16 protein-coding genes are annotated in these 22771 nt (G+C 44.8%); 1 reads left to right on the top strand and 15 read right to left on the bottom strand.

The features are described 5' to 3' along the window. Positions 1–113 precede the first annotated feature (113 nt). On the bottom strand, positions 114–2792 hold the full coding sequence (locus CVD28_RS16205) for a cation-translocating P-type ATPase (protein ID WP_101593693.1): 2679 nt from the start codon (positions 2790–2792) through the stop codon (positions 114–116). A 274-nt stretch (positions 2793–3066) separates the two neighbouring features. On the opposite strand from CVD28_RS16205, the gene CVD28_RS16200 reads away from it, so the two are divergent. Continuing rightward, positions 3067–4803, top strand: coding sequence for an Rqc2 family fibronectin-binding protein (locus CVD28_RS16200; RefSeq protein WP_101593691.1), 1737 nt, complete (start codon positions 3067–3069; stop codon positions 4801–4803). Positions 4804–5302: 499 nt separating this feature from the next. On the opposite strand, the gene CVD28_RS16195 is transcribed toward CVD28_RS16200, so the two are convergent. From CVD28_RS16195 to ileS, 14 genes are all read right to left on the bottom strand, one after another. Then, positions 5303–5863 carry a DUF1697 domain-containing protein gene (locus CVD28_RS16195; RefSeq protein WP_101593689.1) on the bottom strand — a complete coding sequence of 187 codons (561 nt, stop codon included), beginning with the start codon at positions 5861–5863 and terminating at the stop codon, positions 5303–5305. Positions 5864–6017: 154 nt separating this feature from the next. Next, positions 6018–6650: an orotate phosphoribosyltransferase gene (gene pyrE / locus CVD28_RS16190; protein WP_101593685.1), complete on the bottom strand. Its 633-nt coding sequence runs from the start codon at positions 6648–6650 to the stop codon at positions 6018–6020. Further along, the gene (gene pyrF / locus CVD28_RS16185; RefSeq protein WP_101593683.1) at positions 6647–7366 is read right to left on the bottom strand and encodes an orotidine-5'-phosphate decarboxylase; all 720 of its coding nucleotides are present in this window, start codon (positions 7364–7366) and stop codon (positions 6647–6649) included. Before pyrF ends, pyrE begins: the two co-directional genes overlap by 4 nt. Next, the gene (locus tag CVD28_RS16180) at positions 7335–8276 is read right to left on the bottom strand and encodes a dihydroorotate dehydrogenase (RefSeq protein ID WP_101593681.1); all 942 of its coding nucleotides are present in this window, start codon (positions 8274–8276) and stop codon (positions 7335–7337) included. The genes pyrF and CVD28_RS16180 overlap by 32 nt, the downstream gene beginning before the upstream one ends. Beyond that, positions 8273–9052: a dihydroorotate dehydrogenase electron transfer subunit gene (locus CVD28_RS16175; protein ID WP_101593678.1), complete on the bottom strand. Its 780-nt coding sequence runs from the start codon at positions 9050–9052 to the stop codon at positions 8273–8275. Before CVD28_RS16175 ends, CVD28_RS16180 begins: the two co-directional genes overlap by 4 nt. Beyond that, positions 9049–12261, bottom strand: coding sequence for a carbamoyl-phosphate synthase large subunit (gene carB, locus CVD28_RS16170; protein ID WP_101593676.1), 3213 nt, complete (start codon positions 12259–12261; stop codon positions 9049–9051). Before carB ends, CVD28_RS16175 begins: the two co-directional genes overlap by 4 nt. Beyond that, positions 12240–13346 (bottom strand): carbamoyl phosphate synthase small subunit, encoded by a 1107-nt coding sequence (locus CVD28_RS16165; protein ID WP_101593674.1) that lies wholly within the window; start codon positions 13344–13346, stop codon positions 12240–12242. The genes carB and CVD28_RS16165 overlap by 22 nt, the downstream gene beginning before the upstream one ends. After that, entirely contained in the window at positions 13343–14629 is a 1287-nt protein-coding gene (locus CVD28_RS16160) for a dihydroorotase (protein ID WP_101593671.1), read from the bottom strand. The genes CVD28_RS16165 and CVD28_RS16160 overlap by 4 nt, the downstream gene beginning before the upstream one ends. Further along, positions 14592–15527 (bottom strand): aspartate carbamoyltransferase catalytic subunit, encoded by a 936-nt coding sequence (locus tag CVD28_RS16155; RefSeq protein ID WP_101593668.1) that lies wholly within the window; start codon positions 15525–15527, stop codon positions 14592–14594. The genes CVD28_RS16160 and CVD28_RS16155 overlap by 38 nt, the downstream gene beginning before the upstream one ends. 237 nt (positions 15528–15764) lie before the next feature. Next, the gene (locus CVD28_RS16150) at positions 15765–17099 is read right to left on the bottom strand and encodes a solute carrier family 23 protein (protein WP_101593666.1); all 1335 of its coding nucleotides are present in this window, start codon (positions 17097–17099) and stop codon (positions 15765–15767) included. Between the two features lie 207 nt (positions 17100–17306). Further along, entirely contained in the window at positions 17307–17849 is a 543-nt protein-coding gene (pyrR, locus tag CVD28_RS16145; RefSeq protein ID WP_142384792.1) for a bifunctional pyr operon transcriptional regulator/uracil phosphoribosyltransferase PyrR, read from the bottom strand. A 217-nt stretch (positions 17850–18066) separates the two neighbouring features. Then, positions 18067–18981 carry an RluA family pseudouridine synthase gene (locus tag CVD28_RS16140; RefSeq protein ID WP_101593663.1) on the bottom strand — a complete coding sequence of 305 codons (915 nt, stop codon included), beginning with the start codon at positions 18979–18981 and terminating at the stop codon, positions 18067–18069. After that, a complete protein-coding gene (gene lspA / locus CVD28_RS16135; protein ID WP_101593660.1) occupies positions 18974–19447 on the bottom strand; it encodes a signal peptidase II in 474 nt (157 codons plus the stop codon). Before lspA ends, CVD28_RS16140 begins: the two co-directional genes overlap by 8 nt. A gap of 339 nt (positions 19448–19786) precedes the next feature. Next, positions 19787–22552, bottom strand: coding sequence for an isoleucine--tRNA ligase (gene ileS, locus CVD28_RS16130; protein ID WP_101594218.1), 2766 nt, complete (start codon positions 22550–22552; stop codon positions 19787–19789). Positions 22553–22771: the final 219 nt, after the last annotated feature.

Raw genomic sequence — 22771 nt, 5'->3', positions numbered from 1 at the left:
AGGAACGGCAGCAGCCGCCATACTTGGAGCAGCATTGCCGAGGTAACCTTTTTTCGAGAAAAAACAAAAAGGTAATAGAGCACACTCTACTACCTTTTGAATTATATCATAAACTATTTTGTTTTACTTATTAAAAATGATCCTGCAAGTAAAAAAGTTGGTACAGAAGCCAGTCCTGTGATCAGGAGCCAATCCTTCGCCAAGATTGGGACAGTATGGAATATAACCTGGAGCGGCGGATAGTAAATGACGATAAGGACGAGTACGAGGGAAGAGAGCACTGCCCAGACAAGATACTTATTTCCAAAAGGATTTCTGGCAAAGATCGATTTTTCACTTCTGCAATCAAAAACATGGATAAGCTGGGCCAGCACCAATGTCGCAAAAGCAACAGTTTGTGCATACACAAGGTCTTCAGGATTATCCTTATAAACGAGGATAAATGCCGTAAGAGTAGAAAGCCCGATTAAAAAGCCCCGGGAAATGATTTTCCAGCCAAGCCCTCTTGAAAACACTCCTTCATTCGGGCTTCTTGGATTCCGTTTCATTACATCCCCCTCAGGCTGGTCAAGTCCAAGCGCCATAGCCGGCAGACCATCTGTAACTAAATTAACCCAAAGGATCTGGATCGGTACCAATGGCAGCGGGAGAGCCAGCAGCATGGCAAAAAACATAACTAATATTTCACCAACATTAGATGCAAGCAAGTAACGGATGAATTTGCGGATGTTTTCGTAAATGTTCCGCCCTTCTTTAATAGCTGCTTTAATCGTGGCAAAATTGTCATCCAGCAAAATTAATGAAGACGCTTCTTTTGCTACATCAGTCCCGGTAATGCCCATGGATATACCGATATCAGCCGACTTTATTGCTGGTGCATCGTTTACCCCGTCCCCTGTCATAGCCACTACATGGCCTTTATTCTGCAAGGCTTTTACAATCTTCAATTTATGCTCAGGAGATACCCGGGCAAAAACGGCCACATCTTCAACAACATCCTCAAGTTCCTGTACAGACATTTCAGAGAGAGCCTTTCCGTCCAGCACTTTTTCCTTGCCTTTTAAAATGCCAAGCTGCCTGGCGATAGCCTTTGCAGTGGCCACATGGTCACCTGTGATCATCACCGTTTTTATTCCTGCTTCATGGCACTCCTTCACAGCCTCTTTAACCTCCGGGCGCGGCGGATCGATCATCCCCTGCAAGCCAATGAAAATTAAATCCTTTTCTGCTTCATCTTCACGAAGCAGGACTGTTCCCGCGCTAATTTGTTTATAGCCTACAGCAATCGTCCTCAGGGCCTGGGCAGCGAGTGTATCAACGGCGTTCTGGATCGAATGCCTGTAATCCTTATTCAGCAGCTGCAGCTTGTTATCCCAGAGCACTGATTCACAATGTCCTACCAGTACATCCGGCGCACCTTTTGTGACAACAAATTGCTTACCTGCATCATCTTTTACAACAACGCTCATCATTTTTCTCGTTGAATCAAAAGGAAATTCTTTAACAATGGTAAAGCTCTTTTTCAGTTTATCTTTTGTTAACCCTGCTTTAAGTGCCGCAATGAGCATCGCGCCTTCTGTTGGATCGCCATCGAGTACGTTTTTTCCGTCGCGGGCAGCAAACTCCGAATTGTTGCACAATAGTCCGAATGTCAGCAGCTGATGCAGCGATTTTTTATCCTGTGGTTTTACAGCTTTTTTATCTTCATAAAATTCCCCTTCAGGCTCATACCCGGTTCCGCTGACTGTCCAGGTCGTTCCACCGCTCCAAAGGTTTGTAACCGTCATCTTATTTTGCGTCATTGTACCTGTTTTGTCGGAACAAATTACCGAAGCACAGCCTAATGTTTCCACAGCGGGAAGCTTTCGCACAATGGAATTCTGCTTGATCATACGCTGCACTCCCAACGAAAGTGCCACTGTCACGATCGCCGGCAATCCTTCCGGAATGGCGGCAACGGCGAGCGATACACCTGCCAGGAACATTGTATACATATCCTGACCTTGAAGCACTCCGACAGCTACAACAATAATTGTTAGCAATAACGCAGCTGTTATCAGGATTTTGCCAAGCTGCTCCAGCCTTCTTTGCAGCGGGGTTGCCATTGTTTCTGCGGATTGCAGCAAATCAGCAATTTTCCCCATCGCTGTATCCATTCCAATGGAAACAACAGCACCAATGCCGCTTCCCCGTGTGACCATCGTGCCCATGAATGCCATGTTTTCTTCATCACCGATAGACTCCGCCGAATGAAAAAGCGGGTCTCCAAGTTTAGTTACCGGGACGGATTCACCGGTTAGGGCAGATTCTTCTATTTCTAATGAGACTGCCTCTATGATCCGCAAATCAGCCCCAATGCGGTCACCGCTTGAAAACCGGATAATGTCACCTGCAACAACTTCCCGTGATGGCTTTTTCACCCAGTTTCCTTCACGAAGAACTTGGACTTGAGGGGCTGCCATCTGTTTTAACGCATCGAGAGACTTTTCCGCTTTTCTTTCTTGAAAAAAGCCGAGAAATCCGTTGATTAAGATGATCGCAATAATGGCTATCGAATCAATATACTCCCCCAGCAAACCGGAAATAAGTGTCGCGGCAAGCAGGACAAGGACCATGAAATCCTTGAACTGAGCCAGAAATAACATTAGCGCCGATTGCTTTTCCCCTTCCTGAAGTTCATTGAAGCCATGCTGTTTCTGACGAAGTTTAACTTCATCCTCCTTTAAGCCATGCTGGGCACTTGTCCCAAGGGACCCCTCGATTTCCTGTTTATTCATCTCACGGAACTTCATGTGCGCATCACACTTCCCCTTCTTAATTAAACTAATCCGGCGTTGCTCATAATTCATTCTTATTCAGACTCGTCCAAAAAAATGCTATAATTTAAAGCGAAAGCACCCCAGGTACTCATACCCGGTGATTTAATCGCCGGCAGGAAGACTACTTTCCAAAATGGCGGGTATACCTCGAATGAAGAATAAAAAGGGTCCTTATCTGAGGATGCTGGGGAAGTTTCGATACAGAATTCATATCCCGCCTACATAAAAAGAAAAGGAAGTATTAAATATGTCGTTTGACGGTCTTTTTACAAAAGCAATGGCTGAAGAGCTGTCAGCCAATTTAAAGGGTGGGCGGATTAATAAAATCCATCAGCCATATAAAAATGAAATCATTATTCTCATCCGGGCAGCCGGAAAAAACCATAAACTGCTGCTTTCCGCTCATCCGAGTTATGCAAGGGCCCAGCTGACACAGGAAAGCTATGACAATCCGCAAACTCCTCCCATGTTTTGCATGCTGATGCGAAAGCATTTAGAAGGTTACGTAATTGAAGACATTTATCAATCTGCTCTTGACCGGATTATTATTATTGAGGCAAAGGGAAGAAATGAATTGGGTGACATGTCTTCAAGGCGGCTGATCATCGAGATTATGGGCCGCCACAGCAATATTGTCCTGATTGATAAGGAAACGAATATGATTCTCGATAGCATCAAACATGTTTCTCTGGCGGTGAACAGCTACCGGACCGTACTGCCTGGACAGCCCTATGTTGCACCACCTGCCCAGGAAAAAATGAATCCTTTTGAAAGCGGGAAGGATGATCTTCTCGGAAAGATCGACTTTAACGCCGGCAAGCTGGACAAGCAGCTTGTCGCCCAGTTTGCCGGTGTATCGCCGCTGTTTGCGAAAGAGGCTGTTCATCGGGCAGGTTTAGCGAACCGCAGTACCATGCCAGCTGCTTTTTTTGAACTGATCAGCGATATCGCCAGCAAAAAATACCAGCCTGCTATCATGGATCAAAATGGAAAAGAAGCTTTTTATATGCTTGAGCTTCAGCATCTTACAGGCAATAAACGAACTTTCTCCAGCCTTTCGGAAATGCTGGACAGGTTTTACTTCGGGAAGGCAGAACGCGATCGTGTACGTCAGCAGAGCAACGACCTTGAACGGTTTATTTCAAATGAAATCGAGAAAAACACTAATAAAATCAGGAAACTTCAGCGGACTCTGCAGGAAAGTGAGAAAGCGGAGCAATACCAGTTGTTTGGAGAATTATTGACCGCCAATCTTTACCAGATGCAGCGGGGCATGAAGGAAATTGAAGTGTTAAACTATTACGATGAGGAAGGCGGCACTGTTACCATTCCGCTGGATCCGCAAAAAACACCTTCTGAAAACGCCCAAAAGTACTTTACCCGCTACCAAAAAGCAAAAAATGCGGTTAGTATAGTCCTTGAGCAAATTGAAAAAGCCGAAACGGAGACAGCCTATTTTGAAATGCTCCTTCAGCAGCTAATGTCAGCATCACCAAAGGATATTGAAGAAATAAGGGAAGAACTCCAGGAGGAAGGCTATATTAGGCAAAGGCAGAAAAAAGGAATGAAAAAACCCGCCAACTCAAAACCGCAGCTTGAAACGTATGTATCTTCTGAAGGAGATACTATATTTGCAGGAAAAAATAATAAACAGAATGATTATTTGACTAATAAATTTGCAAGAAGAGACGAGATTTGGCTTCATACAAAAGATATTCCGGGATCGCATGTGGTCATCCGCAATGAAAATCCATCTGAGCAAACAATTATGGAAGCTGCCAATATCGCCGCTTTTTACAGCAAGGCAAAGGAATCCAGTTCTGTTCCGGTTGATTTCACCAAGGTCCGCCATGTTAAAAAGCCTAACGGATCCAAGCCTGGATTTGTCATTTATGATAATCAGCAAACCGTATATGTTACTCCGAATCCGGATCTTGTTCTTGCGCTAAAAGATCATAAAAATGCCAACGCAGCAAAGCGATAGAATATTGATTTCAGATGGATTTTCACTATTCCATAAGAAGCAGACTCAATAACCCTTATTTTACACACTTTTTGAGAGGTACTGTACCAGGGCACACAATTAATTTCGCCGGAATGAATAATTATTTGGCCGATTTCAAATTTATTTGGCCAATTCAAAAGATAATTTAGCCGTTTTTCTTTTTATTTAGCCAAACGGAAAGAGAGGTCCAAAAAGCTTACTTTTGGATCCTCTCTTTTTTTATCGTTGAGCGCTGTTAAACTTGCCTGTTGATTTCCGCTCCCGGCACTCGCTTTCCGCGGGCGGTCCGGGGGCCTCCTCGGCGTTACCGCCTGCGGGGTCTCCCTTGGTCCGCTTCTCCCGCAGGACGTTGATAATCATCCTCGAATAAACACCGCACGAAGGAAATGCGAATGCATTTTCGATGATCTCGCACCTTCCGCTCCAATCAACATAGTGTCAAAAACAACAATGAACACTAACATAGCCTATCGTTTAATTAGCTTTCGATTGATTTTGCCATAGCTGCGAGTTTGTTCATTGTTTTCCAGTTGCGCATTGTCGCAGGCGTATCCAGCTTATTAAGATTGGATGCAAGTTTGGAGTTACGAACACTCTGATGGAATAAAAGGTATATATTCCTGCCTTCAATTATATATTTGTCTAGTTTCCTATCAGATGAGTTTAACCGCTCAACATTTTTCTGTGAAGGAGCTTCGATCATAAGGGACACATAAAGACATTCACCTTCAGAGGATGCTTCCGCTTCGATTATCTCTTCTGCTGAAAAAGGGCAATTGTTCATAATCTTCTCTAATTCAGAGGCAGTCCTCAAAATAACGGTCACCGAGCATCCGAATACAGTCTTAATTTTCCGCTCGATTTGTTCCCGTAAAAATTCTTCATTTTCATTGGACTCAAACAAAACATTTCCGCTTTGAATATAGGTTTGCACTGGGCTGATTCCAATAGTCTCAAACATGCTCCTCAGGTCCGCCATTTTAATTTTATTGTGTCCGCCAACGTTAATCCCTCGCAACAGGGCTATATACACTGCCATACTATTCCTTCTTACGTTAAAACTTGTCTTTATCCACTACAAGAGCTATTTACGTACATCTATTTTAAAGTAAAAGGTTACTCGTTTTCCAATTAAACATAAAAAGACTGGACTAAAGGCCACTTAGTGTGACATCTAATCCAGCCAATATCACTTAACCTTCCAGCCATTCTGTGCTGGCCGGGTTTGCCTGCCATTTCTCCAGCTTCTTGATATCTTTTTCTTCAATATAATTTTGTTCCTTTGCTACGTTGATCAATGCAGCATAATCGCTCAGCGCAAAGGCAGGTATGCCCGCTTCTTCAAACTGCAGCGCTGCTTTTTCCATTCCGTATGTAAAAATTGCCGTGACTCCTGCTACATTGCACCCTGCTTCCCGAAGAGCTTTTACAGCCGTAATTGAGCTGCCGCCGGTTGAAATTAAATCTTCGATAACGACCACCTTTTGGCCTGCTTTCACTTGTCCCTCAATTTGATTTCCTTTTCCGTGTCCTTTTGCACTGGAACGGACATAACACATTGGAAGATTCATTAAATCACATACCCATGCAGCATGAGGGATCCCAGCTGTGGCGGTTCCGGCGATTACTTCTGTACCAGGAAACTTTTCATCAATCAGTGACTGGAGGCCTTTAGCGATTTCCTTCCGTAGTGCAGGGTATGAGAGGGTAAGCCTATTATCGCAATAAATTGGTGATTTAATTCCTGACGACCAGGTAAAAGGATTATTAGGCTGAAGATAAACAGCTTTGATTTCCAGTAATTTTTCGGCTAGATAGTTTTTCAAATTTGCACACCCTCCCAGGCATTTCGGATTGTATGATAGGCACTAATAGGGTCAGCCGCCTTTGTTATGGATCTTCCGACAACAATATAATCAGAACCAAGCTGCCGGGCAGTCTCAGGTGTAGCGATCCTCTGCTGGTCATGGATTTCGTCAGCCAATTGCCTGATTCCAGGTGTGACCGTCAGAAAGCTGGAACCGCTTTGCTGATGAATGCCCGCAGCTTCATGCGGTGAGCAAACGACTCCGTCAAGCCCCGCAGCTTTCGCCAGCTTTGCATAATGAAATACTGAATTATCCAGGCTGCCAGCAATTAGCTGCTCATGGTTCATCTGTTCCTCAGTGGTACTTGTCAGCTGCGTTACTGCTATACATAGCGGGCGCGGTACTCCGTTTTTTGTTCCAGCATCAAGGCCTTCAATTGCCGCAGACATCATGGCTGTCCCGCCAGCAGCATGAACGTTGACGATATCCACGCCAAGGGACGCCAGACCTTTCATGGCTTGTTTTACGGTATTTGGAATGTCATGGAGCTTTAAATCCAGGAAAATTTGGTGACCCATGGTTTTAATTACAGAAAGAATTGCCGGGCCGTTCTGGTAAAAAAGCTCCATGCCTACTTTTACAAACAATTCTTCTCCCTTAAAGCCCTTGAGGAAATTCACTGTCTCCTTCTGGTTTGGAAAATCAAGCGCGATAATTAATGATTGCTCCCTCATTTTTCCAGCTCCTTCCAATACATTCTGAAATGTGCGAAGCACCTATTTTGTCGAGAAGAACAGGAAGCTCCTCTATAATTTTCGGACAGGCGAATGGGTCCACAAAATTAGCCGTTCCCACAGCGACAGCACTGGCACCCGCAAAGATAAACTCCAAAGCATCCTCTGCGGTTGAAACCCCGCCCATTCCAATAATAGGGATGGATACTTGCTGACTGACTTCGTACACCATCCTTAAGGCAACCGGTTTGATGGCAGGTCCGGATAAACCTCCTGTTGTATTAGCAAGAGCAGGCTTCCCAGCAGGCAGATCAATTCTCATCCCCAGCAGGGTATTAATCATCGTTATCCCGTCGGCACCACCCGATTCCACCGCTTTGGCGATTTCAACGATACTGGAAACGTTAGGGGAAAGCTTTACATAAACAGGAACCTCTGATACCTGCTTTACTTTTTTTGTAACTTCCCTGGCCACTTCAGGGTTAGTGCCGAATGCAATTCCGCCTTCCTTCACATTTGGGCAGGATATATTCAGCTCCAGCGCATGGACATTTGGAGCCTTGCTGATTTCTCTGGCTACATGTACATAATCCTCTTCACAAGAACCTGCAACATTGGCAATGATCGGTACATTAAACTGCTCCAGCCAAGTGAGCTCTTCTGTGAGAACTTTCACGAGGCCAGGGTTTTGCAGTCCAATTGCATTCAGCATACCTGCAGATGTTTCAGCCACCCTTGGAGTCGGATTGCCAAAGCGCGGTTCAGAGGTAGTCGCTTTGATCATGATTGCTCCAAGGCTGCTTAAATCATAAAAATGGCTATATTCACGGCCAAAGCCAAAGCATCCTGATGCAGGCATGATCGGGTTTTTCAAGTCAAGGCCAGGCAGATTAATAGATAATTTACTCATAGTACAACCTCCCCTGCTGGAAATACCGGTCCATCGCTGCATACTTTGCGGTAAGTTTTCCCGCCAGCCCCTTCTGCAGCATGGCAGACACAGGCAAAGCAGGCACCGATTCCGCAGCCCATTCGCTCCTCAAGAGAAAGAAAGACATTGCGGCCTTGAAATTTGTTCTCCACAGCCTTAAGCATCGGAGTTGGCCCGCAGGAATAAATAGTGTCAAAATCATCCTCCAAATTATCGATTACATCGGTGACAAAGCCCTTTGTGCCATAGGAACCGTCAACAGTAGCGATGTGCGTTTCCCCCAGCAAGCTGAATTGCTGTTCATAGAATATGGCATTCTTCGATTGAAAGCCGAACACATGAATTACTCGGACACCCTTTTCCGTAAGCTTTTTGGAAAGCTCATAAAGTGGGGGAACACCAATCCCGCCTCCTATCAGCAGTGCAGTATCACCTTCTGATGCTGCATCTACCGGAAAGCCATTGCCGAGCGGGCCCAGAACATCGACCCTCTGTTTTTCTTGTTTTTCCGAAAGCTGGACTGTACCCCTGCCTTCAGCTCGGTATATCATCGTAAATTGCTTTTTTTCATTATCAATGGAAGAAATGCTGATCGGCCTTCTGAGCAGCGGTTCATAGCCATCCCCTGTTTTGAGGTGCACAAATTGCCCCGGCTGCTTCATTTCGGAAACCAGCTCGCCCTGTAAAGTCAGTTCAAAAATTGATTCGGCGATTTGCTTTTGGCTTACAATCAGCAGCTGCTCGTTTTTGATCATACCATTGTCACCTCAGGGTTCTTTTCTGATTTGTTCATAGGTTCAGCTGAGAAAGTCATGGACTCAAGAACCTTCAGGATCGCATCTGCTGTATCAAGGGAGGTCAGGCAAGGAATTCCGTTTTCGACAGACTCTCTTCTAATTCGGAAACCGTCACGTTCAGGCTGCTTTCCTTTTGTCAGTGTGTTAATAATCAGCTGTGCTTCTCCGGTTCTAATAACATCAAGAAGGGTGTGGCCTTCTCCGCCAATTTTGTCTGTTTCCCGAACCGGGATTCCTGCTTCTTTAATAGAGGAAGCTGTACCACTTGTTGCAATCAAACGGTAGCCGATGCTGTGGAATCTTTTTGCCAGATTCAAAGCCTCCAGCTTATCCTTGTCAGCAACCGTAAGGAGCACGGAACCATGTTCACGGATTTTCATCCCTGAAGCCAGCAATCCTTTATACAATGCCTTTTCCAATGTGCTGTCTTTTCCCATAACCTCACCGGTAGATTTCATTTCAGGCCCCAGTGTTATATCGACCCTTTTCAGCTTAGCAAAAGAAAACACCGGCACCTTCACATACACACCCTGTTTTTCAGGAACAAGCCCGCTCTCGTACCCCATTGATGCAAGCGATTGGCCCAAGATGACTTTAGTCGCAAGATTGGCCATCGGAACATTTGTAATTTTGCTTAAAAATGGCACCGTCCGGCTGGAACGCGGATTTACTTCTAGAACAAATACTTCTCCCTTGCTGACGACATACTGGATGTTTAACAGTCCGACAATATTAAGCCCTTTGGCAAGGCGGGTTGTAAATTCGATTATCTTATTTTTTATTTCATTACTGATGCTTTGTGGCGGATATACGGCAATCGAATCACCTGAGTGGACGCCGGCACGTTCGATATGCTCCATGATTCCAGGGATCAGCACATCTGACCCATCTGAAATCGCATCAACCTCGATTTCCTTCCCGTACAGATAGCGGTCAACCAGGACAGGATGCTCCGGATTGACATTCACAGCATTTTTCATGTAATGAAGCAGTTCCTCCTGCTTATAGACGATCTCCATCGCCCGGCCGCCTAGTACATAGGAAGGTCGGACAAGAACCGGATAGCCTATTTCTTCAGCAATGAGAACAGCCTCCTCCACAGATACTGCCGTTTTGCCCAAAGGCTGCGGAATATCAAGCTCTGTTAAAGCATGCTCAAACTTATCCCGATTTTCAGCCCTGTCCACATCCTCCAGTGATGTTCCAAGAATTTTGACGCCACGGTCAACTAATGCCTCTGCAAGATTGATCGCTGTTTGCCCGCCAAACTGTACTACTGCACCGATTGGCTTCTCAAGATCGATAATGCTCATCACATCTTCAATCGTGAGCGGTTCAAAATAAAGCTTATCTGAAATGCTGAAATCAGTAGACACTGTTTCCGGATTGTTATTAATAATGATCGCTTCATATCCTGCTTCACGTATTGCCCAGACAGAATGCACTGTCGCATAGTCGAATTCAACACCCTGACCAATCCGGATTGGTCCTGAACCGAGCACAACAACGCTTTTCCGGTCAGTCACGATTGACTCATTTTCATCCTCATAGGTCCCATAAAAATATGGAGTTTCAGACTCAAATTCAGCAGCACATGTATCAACCATTTTATAAACCGGGATAATACCCTTTTCCTTGCGCCATTCGTATACAGTCTTTTCATTTGTATTCCAGAGCGCTGCAACAGTCCGGTCACTAAAGCCCATCTTTTTCGCTTTTTCACCTATTTCTTTGTCAAAAGGGTTTTCCTGGAGCTCTTGTTCAAATGCTACAATTTTATGGAATTTTTGCAGGAAGAAAAGGTCTATTTCACTCCACTCGTGGAGCTGGTCAATCGTGATTCCTCTTCTTAATGCCTCCCCTATGTAAAATAAGCGCTCGTCTCCGGCTTTGCGGATCCTCTTTTCAATAAGCTCATCGCTTATTTCATCAGCATCTTTCAGTTCAAGGTGGTAAAAACCTGCTTCCAGCGAGCGGACAGCCTTCAGGATAGATTCTTCAAAGGTACGGCCGATTGCCATGACTTCACCGGTAGCCTTCATTTGGGTGCCAAGCTTGCGGTTGGCAGACTCAAACTTATCAAACGGCCAGCGCGGAATTTTGGAAACTACATAATCGAGAGCCGGTTCAAAGCTTGCATACGTTTTTCCCGTTACAGGATTCATCATTTCATCCAGCGTCAGGCCGACCGCGATTTTTGCAGCAAGTTTTGCAATAGGATAGCCTGTTGCTTTAGATGCAAGCGCTGATGACCTGCTGACACGCGGGTTTACTTCAATGACGAAATATTGAAAGCTGTATGGATCAAGTGCAAGCTGAACATTACAGCCGCCTTCAATTTTAAGCGCTCTGATTATTTTTAATGATACATTGCGGAGCAGCTGGTATTCACGGTCGCTCAGCGTCTGGCTTGGGGCGACCACAATTGAATCCCCTGTATGGACTCCGACCGGATCGATGTTTTCCATATTACAGACCACAATCGCATTATCATTCGAATCTCGCATCACTTCGTATTCAATTTCCTTCATCCCAGCAATGCTTTTTTCAAGCAAACATTGGGTTACTGGACTATGCTTTAATCCGCCTGTGACGATTTCCAGCAGTTCTGCTTCATCAGAACAAATGCCGCCACCGGTTCCGCCAAGTGTAAAAGCCGGGCGGACAATGACCGGATAGCCTACTCTTTCTGCAAATCGAAGAGCCTCTTCCGTGTTATGAACGATATCGCTGTCAGGCACCGGCTCGCCAAGCTCATTCATTAGCGTGCGGAACAGGTCTCTGTCTTCGGCTTGCTCGATTGCGGAAAGTTTTGTTCCCAAAATTTCAACGCCGCATTCCTCAAGAACACCTGATTTTGACAATTCGACTGCCATATTTAAGCCAGTCTGTCCGCCAAGCGTTGGAAGCAGGGCATCCGGGCGTTCTTTGCGGATAATTTTGCTGACAAATTCCAATGTCAGCGGTTCAATGTAAACTGCATCGGCAATTTCAGTATCTGTCATGATTGTCGCAGGATTGGAATTTACGAGAATCACCTTGTAGCCTTCTTCACGAAGTGCTATGCAGGCCTGTGTGCCGGCATAGTCAAATTCTGCGGCCTGGCCAATTACAATTGGGCCGGAACCGATAACCAGGATGCTTTTTATATCTGTGCGTTTAGGCATAATTTTTCCCCTTCCTTTTTGGCAGCTTCAATCATAGTCATAAAATCATCAAATAAGTAGTTTGCATCCTCAGGTCCCGGTGATGCTTCAGGATGGTATTGGACGGTAAAGGCCGGATATTCGGTATGGGCCAGACCTTCCACTGTGCCGTCATTTAAAGCTATATGGGTTACTTTCAATTTGGTTTTCTCGAGCGATTCCGCGTGAACTGTGTAGCCATGGTTCTGGGAAGTTAAAGCGATTTTCCCTGTTTTAAGGTCTTTCACCGGATGGTTGGATCCCCGGTGGCCAAATTTCATTTTTTCTGTATCCGCTCCATTCGCCAGGGCAAACAGCTGATGTCCGAGACAGATTCCAAACAAAGGCACTTCCCCTTGGACACCTTTAATCATCTGGATTGCTTCCTTTACATCCTTTGGGTCTCCAGGTCCATTGGACAGCATGATGCCATCCGGTGACAGGCTGAGTACCTCTTCTGCTGTCACATTGAAAGGCACCACGACAACATCACAGTCGCGATTATTTAATTCTCTTAATATTCCATGCTTCATTCCGTAATCAACAAGAACAACCCTTCTGCCTCGGCCTGGACTCGGGTATGCTGTTTTGGTTGATACCCGCTTTACCTGGTCGGTCGGTGTAACGGTAGCTTTTAATTGCTGGATCACTTCTTGGGGACTCTTTTCTGTCCCGCAAATGGCACCCTTCAAGGTTCCATACTGGCGGATAATCCTTGTCAGCTTTCGTGTGTCAATCCCGCTGATGCCAGGGATATTTTTCTGTTTTAAATACTCATCCAGTGAGATTTGGCTTCTCCAGTTAGATGGGAATTCAGCAGCTTCCTTCACAATGAGTCCATGAACCGCTGGAATGATGGATTCAAAGTCATCCCGGTTAATCCCATAATTGCCAACCAAAGGATATGTCAGAGTAACGATTTGGGCGCAGTAGGAAGGGTCAGACAGGATCTCCTGGTAGCCGGTCATCCCTGTATTAAATACTACCTCGCCGACTTTATCCACACTGCTGCCGAACCCTTCACCTGTAAATATTGTTCCATCCTCCAAGATGAGCTGTCTTTTCATATGTTTGCTGTCTCCTTTTTCCAGGCTATTTTACCTTCTGCAATCGTCATTACCGGCCAGCCAAAACATTTTTCGCCGTGAAACGGTGTGTTTTTTCCCTTTGATTCGAATCTATTCTTGTCAATCAAACTCTCATTCTCTAAATCTATCAGCACAATATCAGCGATCCCGCCGACTTTCAGTTCGCCGTAAGGAAGCCCGAAGCTCTCTGCTGGTTTTGCGGTTAAAAAGTCAACAAGCTGCTTTAACGTGAACTTGTTTGTTAGGACAAAATTTGTGTACAGCAGAGGGAATGCAGTTTCTAGTCCAACGATGCCAAAAGGGGCAAGCTCCATGCCTTCAGCCTTATCCTCTTCTGTATGGGGCGCATGGTCTGTTGCAATAAAGTCGATCGTGCCATCCAGCAGTCCTTCAATTAGTGCTTCTCTGTCCTTTTTCCCTCTTAATGGAGGGTTCATTTTATAATTGGTGTCTTTTCCCGGAATGTCTTCGTCGCAAAGCAGCAGGTGATGCGGGCTAACTTCTGCCGTAACGCGGATGCCTGCCCTTTTTGCATCCCTGACAACCCTGACCGATTCCTTTGTGCTTATATGGCACACATGATAATGGCAGCCGGCTGCTTCAGCGAGAAGAACGTCCCTTGCGATATGTACAGATTCGCATACAGACGGAATTCCATTTAGCCCTTGTTTTTTTGAAAAAGTCCCTTCGTGTACCGATCCTTTATTAATTAATGAGTTGTCCTCACAGTGGGCAACGATTGCTACATTCTGTTCAGCTGCTTGTTTCATGGCAGCCAGCATTTTGCCTGCCTCCTGAACGCCTACTCCATCATCAGTGAAGGCAAATGCTCCCGCTTGCTTCATTCCGGCAAAATCAGTCAGTTCACGTCCAAGCTGGCGCGTTGTAATCGATCCATAGGGAAGGACTCTCACATGCCCTGTTTCTTCAATTCTATTAATCAGCCATTCTACTTGTTCCTTTGTATCTGGTACCGGCCGGGTATTTGGCATAGCCGCAATCGTCGTAAAACCGCCTTTGGCTGCCGCTTTTGTGCCTGTATCTATCGTTTCCTTCTTCTCACCGCCCGGTTCCCTTAAATGGACATGCAGGTCGATTAATCCCGGAGCAACGAACAGCCCGGATGCATCAACCGTTTCATAGCCGGCCGCCTCTATATTCTCTTTTAATTCGGAAATTATCTTTCCATCTATTTTAATATCTGCTTGTTTCAGATTACCTTCCTCAGTTAGCAACGAACCATTTTTGATGATGAGCTTCATACACGTTTCCTCCTTCAGCTTTTTCGAATGCTCTCTTTAGGACTGCCATTCTTACAAACACACCATTTTCCATTTGTTTAAAGATTCTAGAACGCTCGCATTCTACTAATTCACTATCTATTTCCATTCCTCGGTTTACGGGTGCCGGGTGCATAATGATGGCGTTTTGCTTCATAGAACGTTCCCTATCCTTCGTCAGGCCATAACTTGAAAGATAATCACCATCCTGGACACCCGAGCCTCCGGAATGCCTTTCGTGCTGTATGCGGAGCAGCATCACGACATCCGCTGTTTTTATGGCGCTATCGATATTTTCATAACTTCCTGTATTGAGACTAAAATCCATCCATTCCTTGGGACCCGAGAACACAACTTCCGCCCCAAGCCTTGTCAAAGCGTCTGCATTGGAACGGGCAACCCTGCTGTGTCTGATATCCCCGATGATCGCAACCTTTAAGCCAGATAAACTTCCTAATTCCTGCTTGATAGTTAATAGATCCAGGAGCGATTGGGTCGGATGGTTTCCGCAGCCGTCCCCTGCATTGATTACCGGTATGTTCAGCCTGCCTTCCAGTTCATTGAAGTATTTGTCTTGTTTATGGCGGATGACAAGAGCACCGGCACCTATGGACTGCAGAGTTTTTGCTGTATCATACAAAGTTTCTCCCTTTTGGACACTTGATGTTGCAGCCTCAAAATGGATAACATCCAGTCCAAGCCTTCTTTCCGCTACTTCAAAGCTGCATTTTGTTCGTGTGCTAGGCTCAAAAAAAAGGTTGGCTACAAACAGTTTTTTACCCGGCTCCCACAGCCTTCCCTCCGCAAAGCTTTGTGCATCTTTCAGGATTTCATTTATTTCGTGAACCTGCAGATCATTCATTGTCAGTAAAGAGTTCATAAGTATCGACCCCTTCTTGTTTTTTGGAAGTTTATCCGCTTGGCAAGCTGGTTTAATTCTGTAAAAAAAAACACCCTATCCATAGAGAGGATAGGGTGTTTAGAGTAAAGATGGAGGGCAAAGCCATAGGACAGTTCCTGATATTTATACTTATAGCAGGGACAGCCTAAACTATGCCTTATTCCGTCTTCACTACCAACACCCTTTTAAGCCTCTCTGGACCTCTTTTAAAAAGTGTTAAGCCGCGTTTACCGGATTATTTTTTTTTTCCGCTTCAAACATATTTCCGCTATTCTTTTCCCTTCCAGGAAGGATAAGGTTTAACAATACTCCAATTAAAGCAGCAAGAGCCATTCCGGAAAGCGATACCGCATCTGAAAGCTTTACAAATGCTCCACCGACTCCGATTACAAGGATGACAGAAGATATAATTAAGTTTCTGTTATTGCCAAAGTCTACTTTATTGTCAATCAGCATCCGTAAGCCGCTTGAAGCGATGATTCCAAATAACAGGATTGATATTCCTCCCATAACCGCTGAAGGGATTGAACTGATCACTGCTGAAATTTTTCCGATGAAGCCAAAGCAGATCGCAATCACAGCAGCACCGCCGATAATAAAGACGCTGAAAGCTCTTGTAATGGCCATAACACCGATATTTTCCCCATATGAAGTTAACGGCGGTCCGCCAATCAGGGAACCAATCATAATTCCAACCCCATCACCCATAACCGAACGATGTAAGCCTGGTTTTTCGATAAAGTTTCTTCCAACTACCTTGCTTAAAACCATTTGGTGACCGATATGCTCAGCCAGTGTTACAATCGCAACCGGAATCATAATCAAGGCGACTTCCCAGGAAAAGACAGGGGTGTATGTTGCAAACGGGATCATGAATTCCGGCATTTGGAACCATGCCGCTTCCTGAACACCGCTCAGATCCACAATTCCAGCAAAGAAAGCAGTAGTATAACCTGCGATGATACCGATAAGGATTGGAATCAGGCCAAGGAATCCTTTAAGAAACATTGAGCAAACAATTGTAACTCCAAGCGTAATTAATGCCACAGTAATGTGGGTAGTGCTGTAAACAAGTTCTCCGGCAGGTGCTCCTGGATTTTCGTACATAGCCATGTTAACTGCCGTACCGGCAAGTCCAAGTCCGATTACAATGATAACCGGGCCAACTACAACTGGCGGTAAAATATTCATCAGCCAGCCAAGGCCGATTTTTTTTATAAGAAGCGCAACCGCTCCGTAAACAAGTCCGGCAAGGAAACAGCCAATCATTGCTGATTCCGGACCGCCTAGTGCTTTCGCGGCAATAATAGGTGAGATAAAGGCGAAAGATGAACCAAGATAAGCCGGGATTTGTCCTTTAGTTACGAGCAAATAAGCAAGCGTTCCAAGTCCGCTTGAAATCAGTGCGATCCCCGGGCTCAGGCCCACTAAGAATGGTACGAGCACTGTGGCGCCAAACATTGCGAAAAGGTGCTGAAGGCTTAACGTTATCCATTGCCCCGGTGACGGGACATCTCTTATATCCAATACTACATCGCGTTTTTGTTCCATGATATATCCTCCTAGTTCTTAAAAGTGCAAGCACCCTGGTCGAGGCTAGAGCTAGATATCTCTACCTGTTAAACAAGATACACTTTCTTTTCATAAGAAAACCCTCTTTGCCAGAGGGTACAAGGAGGGCAGCCGGACGCCATGCGCCGCTTTTGTCTGCCTTCCCCTTGTCAGCCTCTCGGGACTGCTTGTTAAAAGGGTGAATATTTACTTTTCTAGAATGCTTACTTGGTCTTCTGAATCTACTTCAGTAAGTGAAACAGATATTTTTTCCTGCAGCGAGGTTGGTACGTTCTTTCCGACATAATCTGCCCGGATTGGCAATTCCCGGTGGCCTCTGTCCACAAGCACTGCAAGCTGGATGTGAGCCGGTCTCCCGATATCTACCAAAGCGTCCAGTGCAGCCCGGACTGTCCTGCCGGTATAAAGGACATCATCCACCAAAATTACTTTCTTATCGGTAATATCTGCCGGAATGTCAGATCCTTTTACTAACGGATCACCGTCAGTCGTTTTTTTGGTAAGGTCGTCTCTGTAAAGAGTAATATCAAGCTCTCCCACCGCAACCTTCTTGCCTTCAATCTGTTCGATTTTTTCAGCAAGCCTGTTTGCCAGGAATATCCCTCTTGTTTTGATACCGACCAATACACAATTTTCAATACCCTTATTCTTCTCAATAATTTCATGTGCAATCCTTGTAAGAGCTCTTCTGATTGCCTGTTCATCCAAAACAACTGCTTTTTCAATCATTTATTACTTTCATCCTTTCCTATCCGGATGGAAAAACGGAATTAAAAAATCCCCCTGCCGCTCAGCAGGAGGATACAGATAATTGCATGTTATGGACAAGGTTGTGAAAACCACAGTGAAACTGTCCATAAAAATCCGTTTCCTTCTCAGCCTCACGGGACTGTCATTAAAGGTTCTTATTAAGCTATCCTCATCTTAAAGAAAGATGGGCAGTTTGTCAACGCTTATGGCGAAGTTTGTCGAGAAGTTCTTCAAATATTGGCGGCAGCGGAGCCTCAAACTCGATATATTCCTTTGTTCTGGGATGTACAAAGCCAAGTACGCCAGCATGAAGAGCCTGTCCGTCTATATCAAGTGTTTTTCTTGGGCCATATTTAGGATCTCCTGCGAGGGGAAAGCCAATATACTTCATATGGACACGAATCTGATGAGTTCTTCCTGTTTCCAGCTGGCACTCAACGAATGTGAAATTATCAAACCTCTCAAGCACACGAAAGTGGGTCACCGCATTTTTAGCATTTTCCTCGGTAACCGTCATGCTTTGGCGGTCTTTTTTATCGCGCCCGATCGGTGCGTCAATCGTACCGTAATCATGCGGTATGATACCATGGACTATAGCCCGGTATTTTCTGGTGACCGTTTTATCAACCAGCTGCTGTACAAGGCTTTCGTGAGCCATGTCATTTTTTGCAACCATCAATAAGCCTGATGTATCCTTATCGATTCGATGAACAATGCCAGGCCGCATGACTCCATTTATTCCGGAAAGATCCTTGCAATGGGCCATCAGGCCATTAACCAGCGTGCCGGAAGTATGTCCGGGTGCCGGGTGGACAACCATCCCTCTTGGCTTGTTCACAACAAGCACGTCGCTGTCCTCGTAATAAATCTCCAGATTCATTTCTTCCGCTTCAACATCCAGATCTTCAGGTTCAGGAATTACAATTGTAATTTCATCCCCTGCACTGCATTTATAATTCGTTTTTACCGCTGAACCATTCACTAGAACATGGTTTTCCTTGATCCATTGCTGTACCTGGGTTCTAGACCACTCTTCATTTAATGTGGAAAGAACCTTATCGATGCGAAGGCCGTTTTCCTCTTCTAGAACTGTATGCTGAAAATTACTCATTTGTTGTTTGCCCCTTCACCAGTTTTTCTTCAAAAAGCATGTAAATAACGAGCATTGCTACGCCGATCGTCAATGCAGCATCCGCAATATTAAACACCGGAAAATTATAGCTGAATATATATGTATGGATAAAATCAACCACTTCTTTTCGAAAAATACGGTCAATAAAATTTCCGATTGCACCGCCAAGCATTAGCCCCAGGGAAATCCCAAGCAGCCTATGCTGTTTTGCCATTTTCTGTATGTAATAAACCAAGCCGGCTACTACGATAACAGTAATAATATAAAAAAACCACATCTTACCTTCAAGGATTCCCCAAGCAGCACCGCGGTTACGATGGGAAGTTATGTAAAAAACATTTTCGATCACCGGGAAGCTATCCCCAAGTTCCATCTTTTTGACGATCAGCACCTTGGTGATTTGATCCAGCAAAATTACTAACAGCGCAATAATATAATATAACACAAAGCTACCCCCAACTCTTAGCTAATCTATTCTAGAATTGTAGCATATTCCCTATTTTTATGCACAAGAACATGGACGAAAAACGAAAGCGCCCTGACAAAGGAAGGTATCGACGGCCAGGTCATAACCATAGAGGGACTTTATTTACCTGCGAAAAAAAGCTGCTTTATTTTTACTATTAAAAAAAGTTGCTTGGAGCTAAAGCTGCTTTTGTTATCCTAGGCTGGTACTGTAAAATTTCCTCAAAACAATAAAAGAGGAGCCCGTAAATTTTGGGACTCCTTCCTGACCGCTAAAATTAGTTTAGCGAAGCAAAATATCCTGATTTTCTTTTTTAAATTATTTTGCGTAATGCTCTTCTACTACAGCTGCACAGCGAGGGCAAAGGGTAGGATGGTCTTCAACCTTGCCTACATCCTTGGAAACATTCCAGCAGCGCTCACAGATTTCTCCTTCTGCCTTTGTAACAACGATGGCAGCACGTTCTAGTTTTAGCGCGTCTGCAGGTGCTTCTGAAAAGCTTCCCGCCACTTCAAAATCAGAAACGATAAATAGCTGCTCAAGGCTTTCGTTGATGCTATCAAGCAAAGTTTTTGTTTTGTCATCAACATAGACAGAAACTTTAGCATTAAGTGATTTACCAATGATCTTTGCGTTCCTTGCTTCCTCGAGCGCTTTAAGAACATCATCACGGAGATCCATGAACGCACTCCATTTTTGCTCCAGCTCCACAGCATTATCATATTCATGATCTTCCGGCATTAAAGTAAGCTGCACACTCTCTTCCTGCACACCCGGAAGGAATGACCAAACCTCATCTGCAGTATGAGACAGGATTGGAGAAACAAGCTTAGTGAGTGAAAGAAGCGTTTCTGATAATACTGTTTGGATGGCTCTGCGTTTTACGTCGTCAGGTGCTTCGCAGTATAAAATATCTTTGGCGTAATCCAGGTAGAATGCGCTCAAATCAAGGGTACAGAAGTTGTTTACAAGGTGATAGATATTGGCGAATTCATATCTTTCATAAGCCTGCTTCACATTCTTTACAAGTTTGTTCAGCCTTACGAGCATATATTGGTCAACTTCCTGCAAGTCGCTGTACGCTACAGCATCCGTTTCAGCATTAAAACCATCCAGTGTTCCCAAAAGGAATCTGAATGTATTGCGGATTTTACGATACACTTCAGCTACCTGCTTTAAAATTGCATCTGAAACACGCACATCCGATTGATAGTCAACAGATGCTACCCAAAGACGCAGGATATCTGCACCAAGCTGGTTCATGACCTTCGACGGGACAACTGTATTCCCAAGTGACTTACTCATTTTTCGTCCTTCGCCATCCAATGCAAAACCGTGGCTCAGTACGCCTTTATATGGCGCTTTTCCTGTTACGGCAACTCCTGTAGAAAGTGAAGAGTTGAACCAGCCGCGGTACTGGTCGGAGCCTTCCAGGTATAAATCTGCCGGCCTTTGCAGGTCAGAACGTTCTTCCAAAACAGCCTGGTGTGATGAACCTGAATCGAACCAAACATCCATAATATCAGTTTCTTTAGTAAACTGGCCATTCGGGCTTCCTTCGTGAGTAAAGCCTTCAGGGAGCAGGTCTTTGGCTTCGCGTTCAAACCAGATATTTGAGCCATGTTCACGGAACAGGTTTGAAACATGATCAATCGTTTCGTCAGTGATAATGGAATCTCCGTTTTCAGCATAAAACACAGGGATTGGAACGCCCCATGCCCTCTGGCGTGAGATACACCAGTCGCCGCGGTCACGGACCATATTAAACAGGCGTGTTTCTCCCCAGGCCGGAACCCACTTTGTTTCTTCAATTGCCCTTAGGAGATCGCTGCGGAAATCTTTAATAGAAGCAAACCACTGGGCTGTAGCACGGAAAATCGTTGGCTTTTTGGTGCGCCAATCGTGCGGATATGAGTGTGTGATAAATGTCAGGTTAAGAAGTGCTCCTGCTTCCTTTAGCTTCTCGGTGATAGGCTTATTTGCTTCATCGTAAAATAATCCAGCAAATTCACCGGCTTCACTTGTCATATAACCTTTTTCATCAACCGGGCATAATACGTCCAAACCATATTTTTGGCCGACAATAAAGTCGTCTTCCCCATGGCCAGGAGCCGTATGGACACATCCGGTACCTGCATCAAGAGTTACATGCTCACCAAGCATAACCAAGGACTCCCTGTCGAACAAAGGATGCTTCGCTACGATCCTGTCGAATTCGCTTCCTTTGTTTTTTGCTGCAACAGCGGGATTTTCCCATCCTACTGCCTTTGTAACAGATTCTAAAAGGCCTTCGGCAACAATATATTTCTTGCCTGCTTCTTCTACAGTTACATAGCTAAGCTCTGGGTGAAGAGAGATCCCTAGATTTGCTGGAATCGTCCAAGGAGTTGTTGTCCAAATAACGATATTTGTACCTTCGTCGACAACTCCCTTTCCATCAGTAACCTCAAAACTTACATAAATAGAAGCAGATCGTTTATCGTAATATTCAATTTCTGCTTCCGCAAGGGCTGATTCACTGGAAGGAGACCAATAGACTGGTTTTTTCCCTTTATAGATATAGCCTTTTTTCGCCATATCACCAAAAACTTTGATTTGCTGAGCCTCGTATTCTGGCTTAAGGGTAATATATGGATTTTCCCAGTCGCCGCGGACACCTAGGCGCTTAAACTGTTCACGCTGGCTGTCAATCTGCTCATACGCATACTGCTCACAAAGCTTTCGGAACTCAGCAACAGTCATTTCTTTACGTTTAACGCCTTTTTTCGCTAAAGCCGTTTCAATCGGGAGTCCGTGTGTATCCCAGCCAGGTACATACGGAGCATGAAATCCATTCATGGACTTATATCTCACGATAAAGTCTTTCAGGATTTTATTTAAAGCATGGCCCATATGGATGTCGCCGTTAGCGTATGGAGGCCCGTCATGAAGAACGAACATAGGCCGTCCCTTAGTATGCTCCTGGACTTTTTGATAGATGTCCATTTTGTTCCACGATTCCTGGATTTCAGGTTCTCTTTTCGGCAGATTTCCGCGCATTGGAAATTCTGTTTTTGGCATTAACAGCGTATCTTTATACTCCATTTCAATTCCTCCGTTTTTAAGTAACATTCATTCTTTGCCACTTGATGACAAAACAATTTTTCACATACAAAAAAGCCCTCTCATCCCAAAATAGGGACGAGAAGGCTTATTATCCTTTTCCCGCGGTACCACCCTTGCTAGACTGCAAGCACAATACTTGCGTCCTCTTAAACATTCGTAACGTGAATGGCACGCTTCGTTTACTGATTTCTCAATGTT

The sequence above is a fragment of the Bacillus sp. M6-12 genome, from assembly GCF_002860285.1.
Classification (GTDB): domain Bacteria; phylum Bacillota; class Bacilli; order Bacillales; family DSM-1321; genus Peribacillus.
This window is presented reverse-complemented; position numbering and strand designations above follow the sequence as displayed.

Coding starts and splice junctions, on each gene's coding strand:
- CVD28_RS16205 (WP_101593693.1), bottom strand. CDS start 2,792: ATGAAGTTCCGTGAGATGAATAAACAGGAAATCGAGGGGTCCCTTGGG.
- CVD28_RS16200 (WP_101593691.1), top strand. CDS start 3,067: ATGTCGTTTGACGGTCTTTTTACAAAAGCAATGGCTGAAGAGCTGTCA.
- CVD28_RS16195 (WP_101593689.1), bottom strand. CDS start 5,863: ATGGCAGTGTATATAGCCCTGTTGCGAGGGATTAACGTTGGCGGACAC.
- pyrF (WP_101593683.1), bottom strand. CDS start 7,366: ATGAGGGAGCAATCATTAATTATCGCGCTTGATTTTCCAAACCAGAAG.
- CVD28_RS16180 (WP_101593681.1), bottom strand. CDS start 8,276: ATGAGTAAATTATCTATTAATCTGCCTGGCCTTGACTTGAAAAACCCG.
- CVD28_RS16175 (WP_101593678.1), bottom strand. CDS start 9,052: ATGATCAAAAACGAGCAGCTGCTGATTGTAAGCCAAAAGCAAATCGCC.
- carB (WP_101593676.1), bottom strand. CDS start 12,261: ATGCCTAAACGCACAGATATAAAAAGCATCCTGGTTATCGGTTCCGGC.
- CVD28_RS16165 (WP_101593674.1), bottom strand. CDS start 13,346: ATGAAAAGACAGCTCATCTTGGAGGATGGAACAATATTTACAGGTGAA.
- CVD28_RS16160 (WP_101593671.1), bottom strand. CDS start 14,629: ATGAAGCTCATCATCAAAAATGGTTCGTTGCTAACTGAGGAAGGTAAT.
- CVD28_RS16155 (WP_101593668.1), bottom strand. CDS start 15,527: ATGAACTCTTTACTGACAATGAATGATCTGCAGGTTCACGAAATAAAT.
- CVD28_RS16150 (WP_101593666.1), bottom strand. CDS start 17,099: ATGGAACAAAAACGCGATGTAGTATTGGATATAAGAGATGTCCCGTCA.
- pyrR (WP_142384792.1), bottom strand. CDS start 17,849: ATGATTGAAAAAGCAGTTGTTTTGGATGAACAGGCAATCAGAAGAGCT.
- CVD28_RS16140 (WP_101593663.1), bottom strand. CDS start 18,981: ATGAGTAATTTTCAGCATACAGTTCTAGAAGAGGAAAACGGCCTTCGC.
- ileS (WP_101594218.1), bottom strand. CDS start 22,552: ATGGAGTATAAAGATACGCTGTTAATGCCAAAAACAGAATTTCCAATG.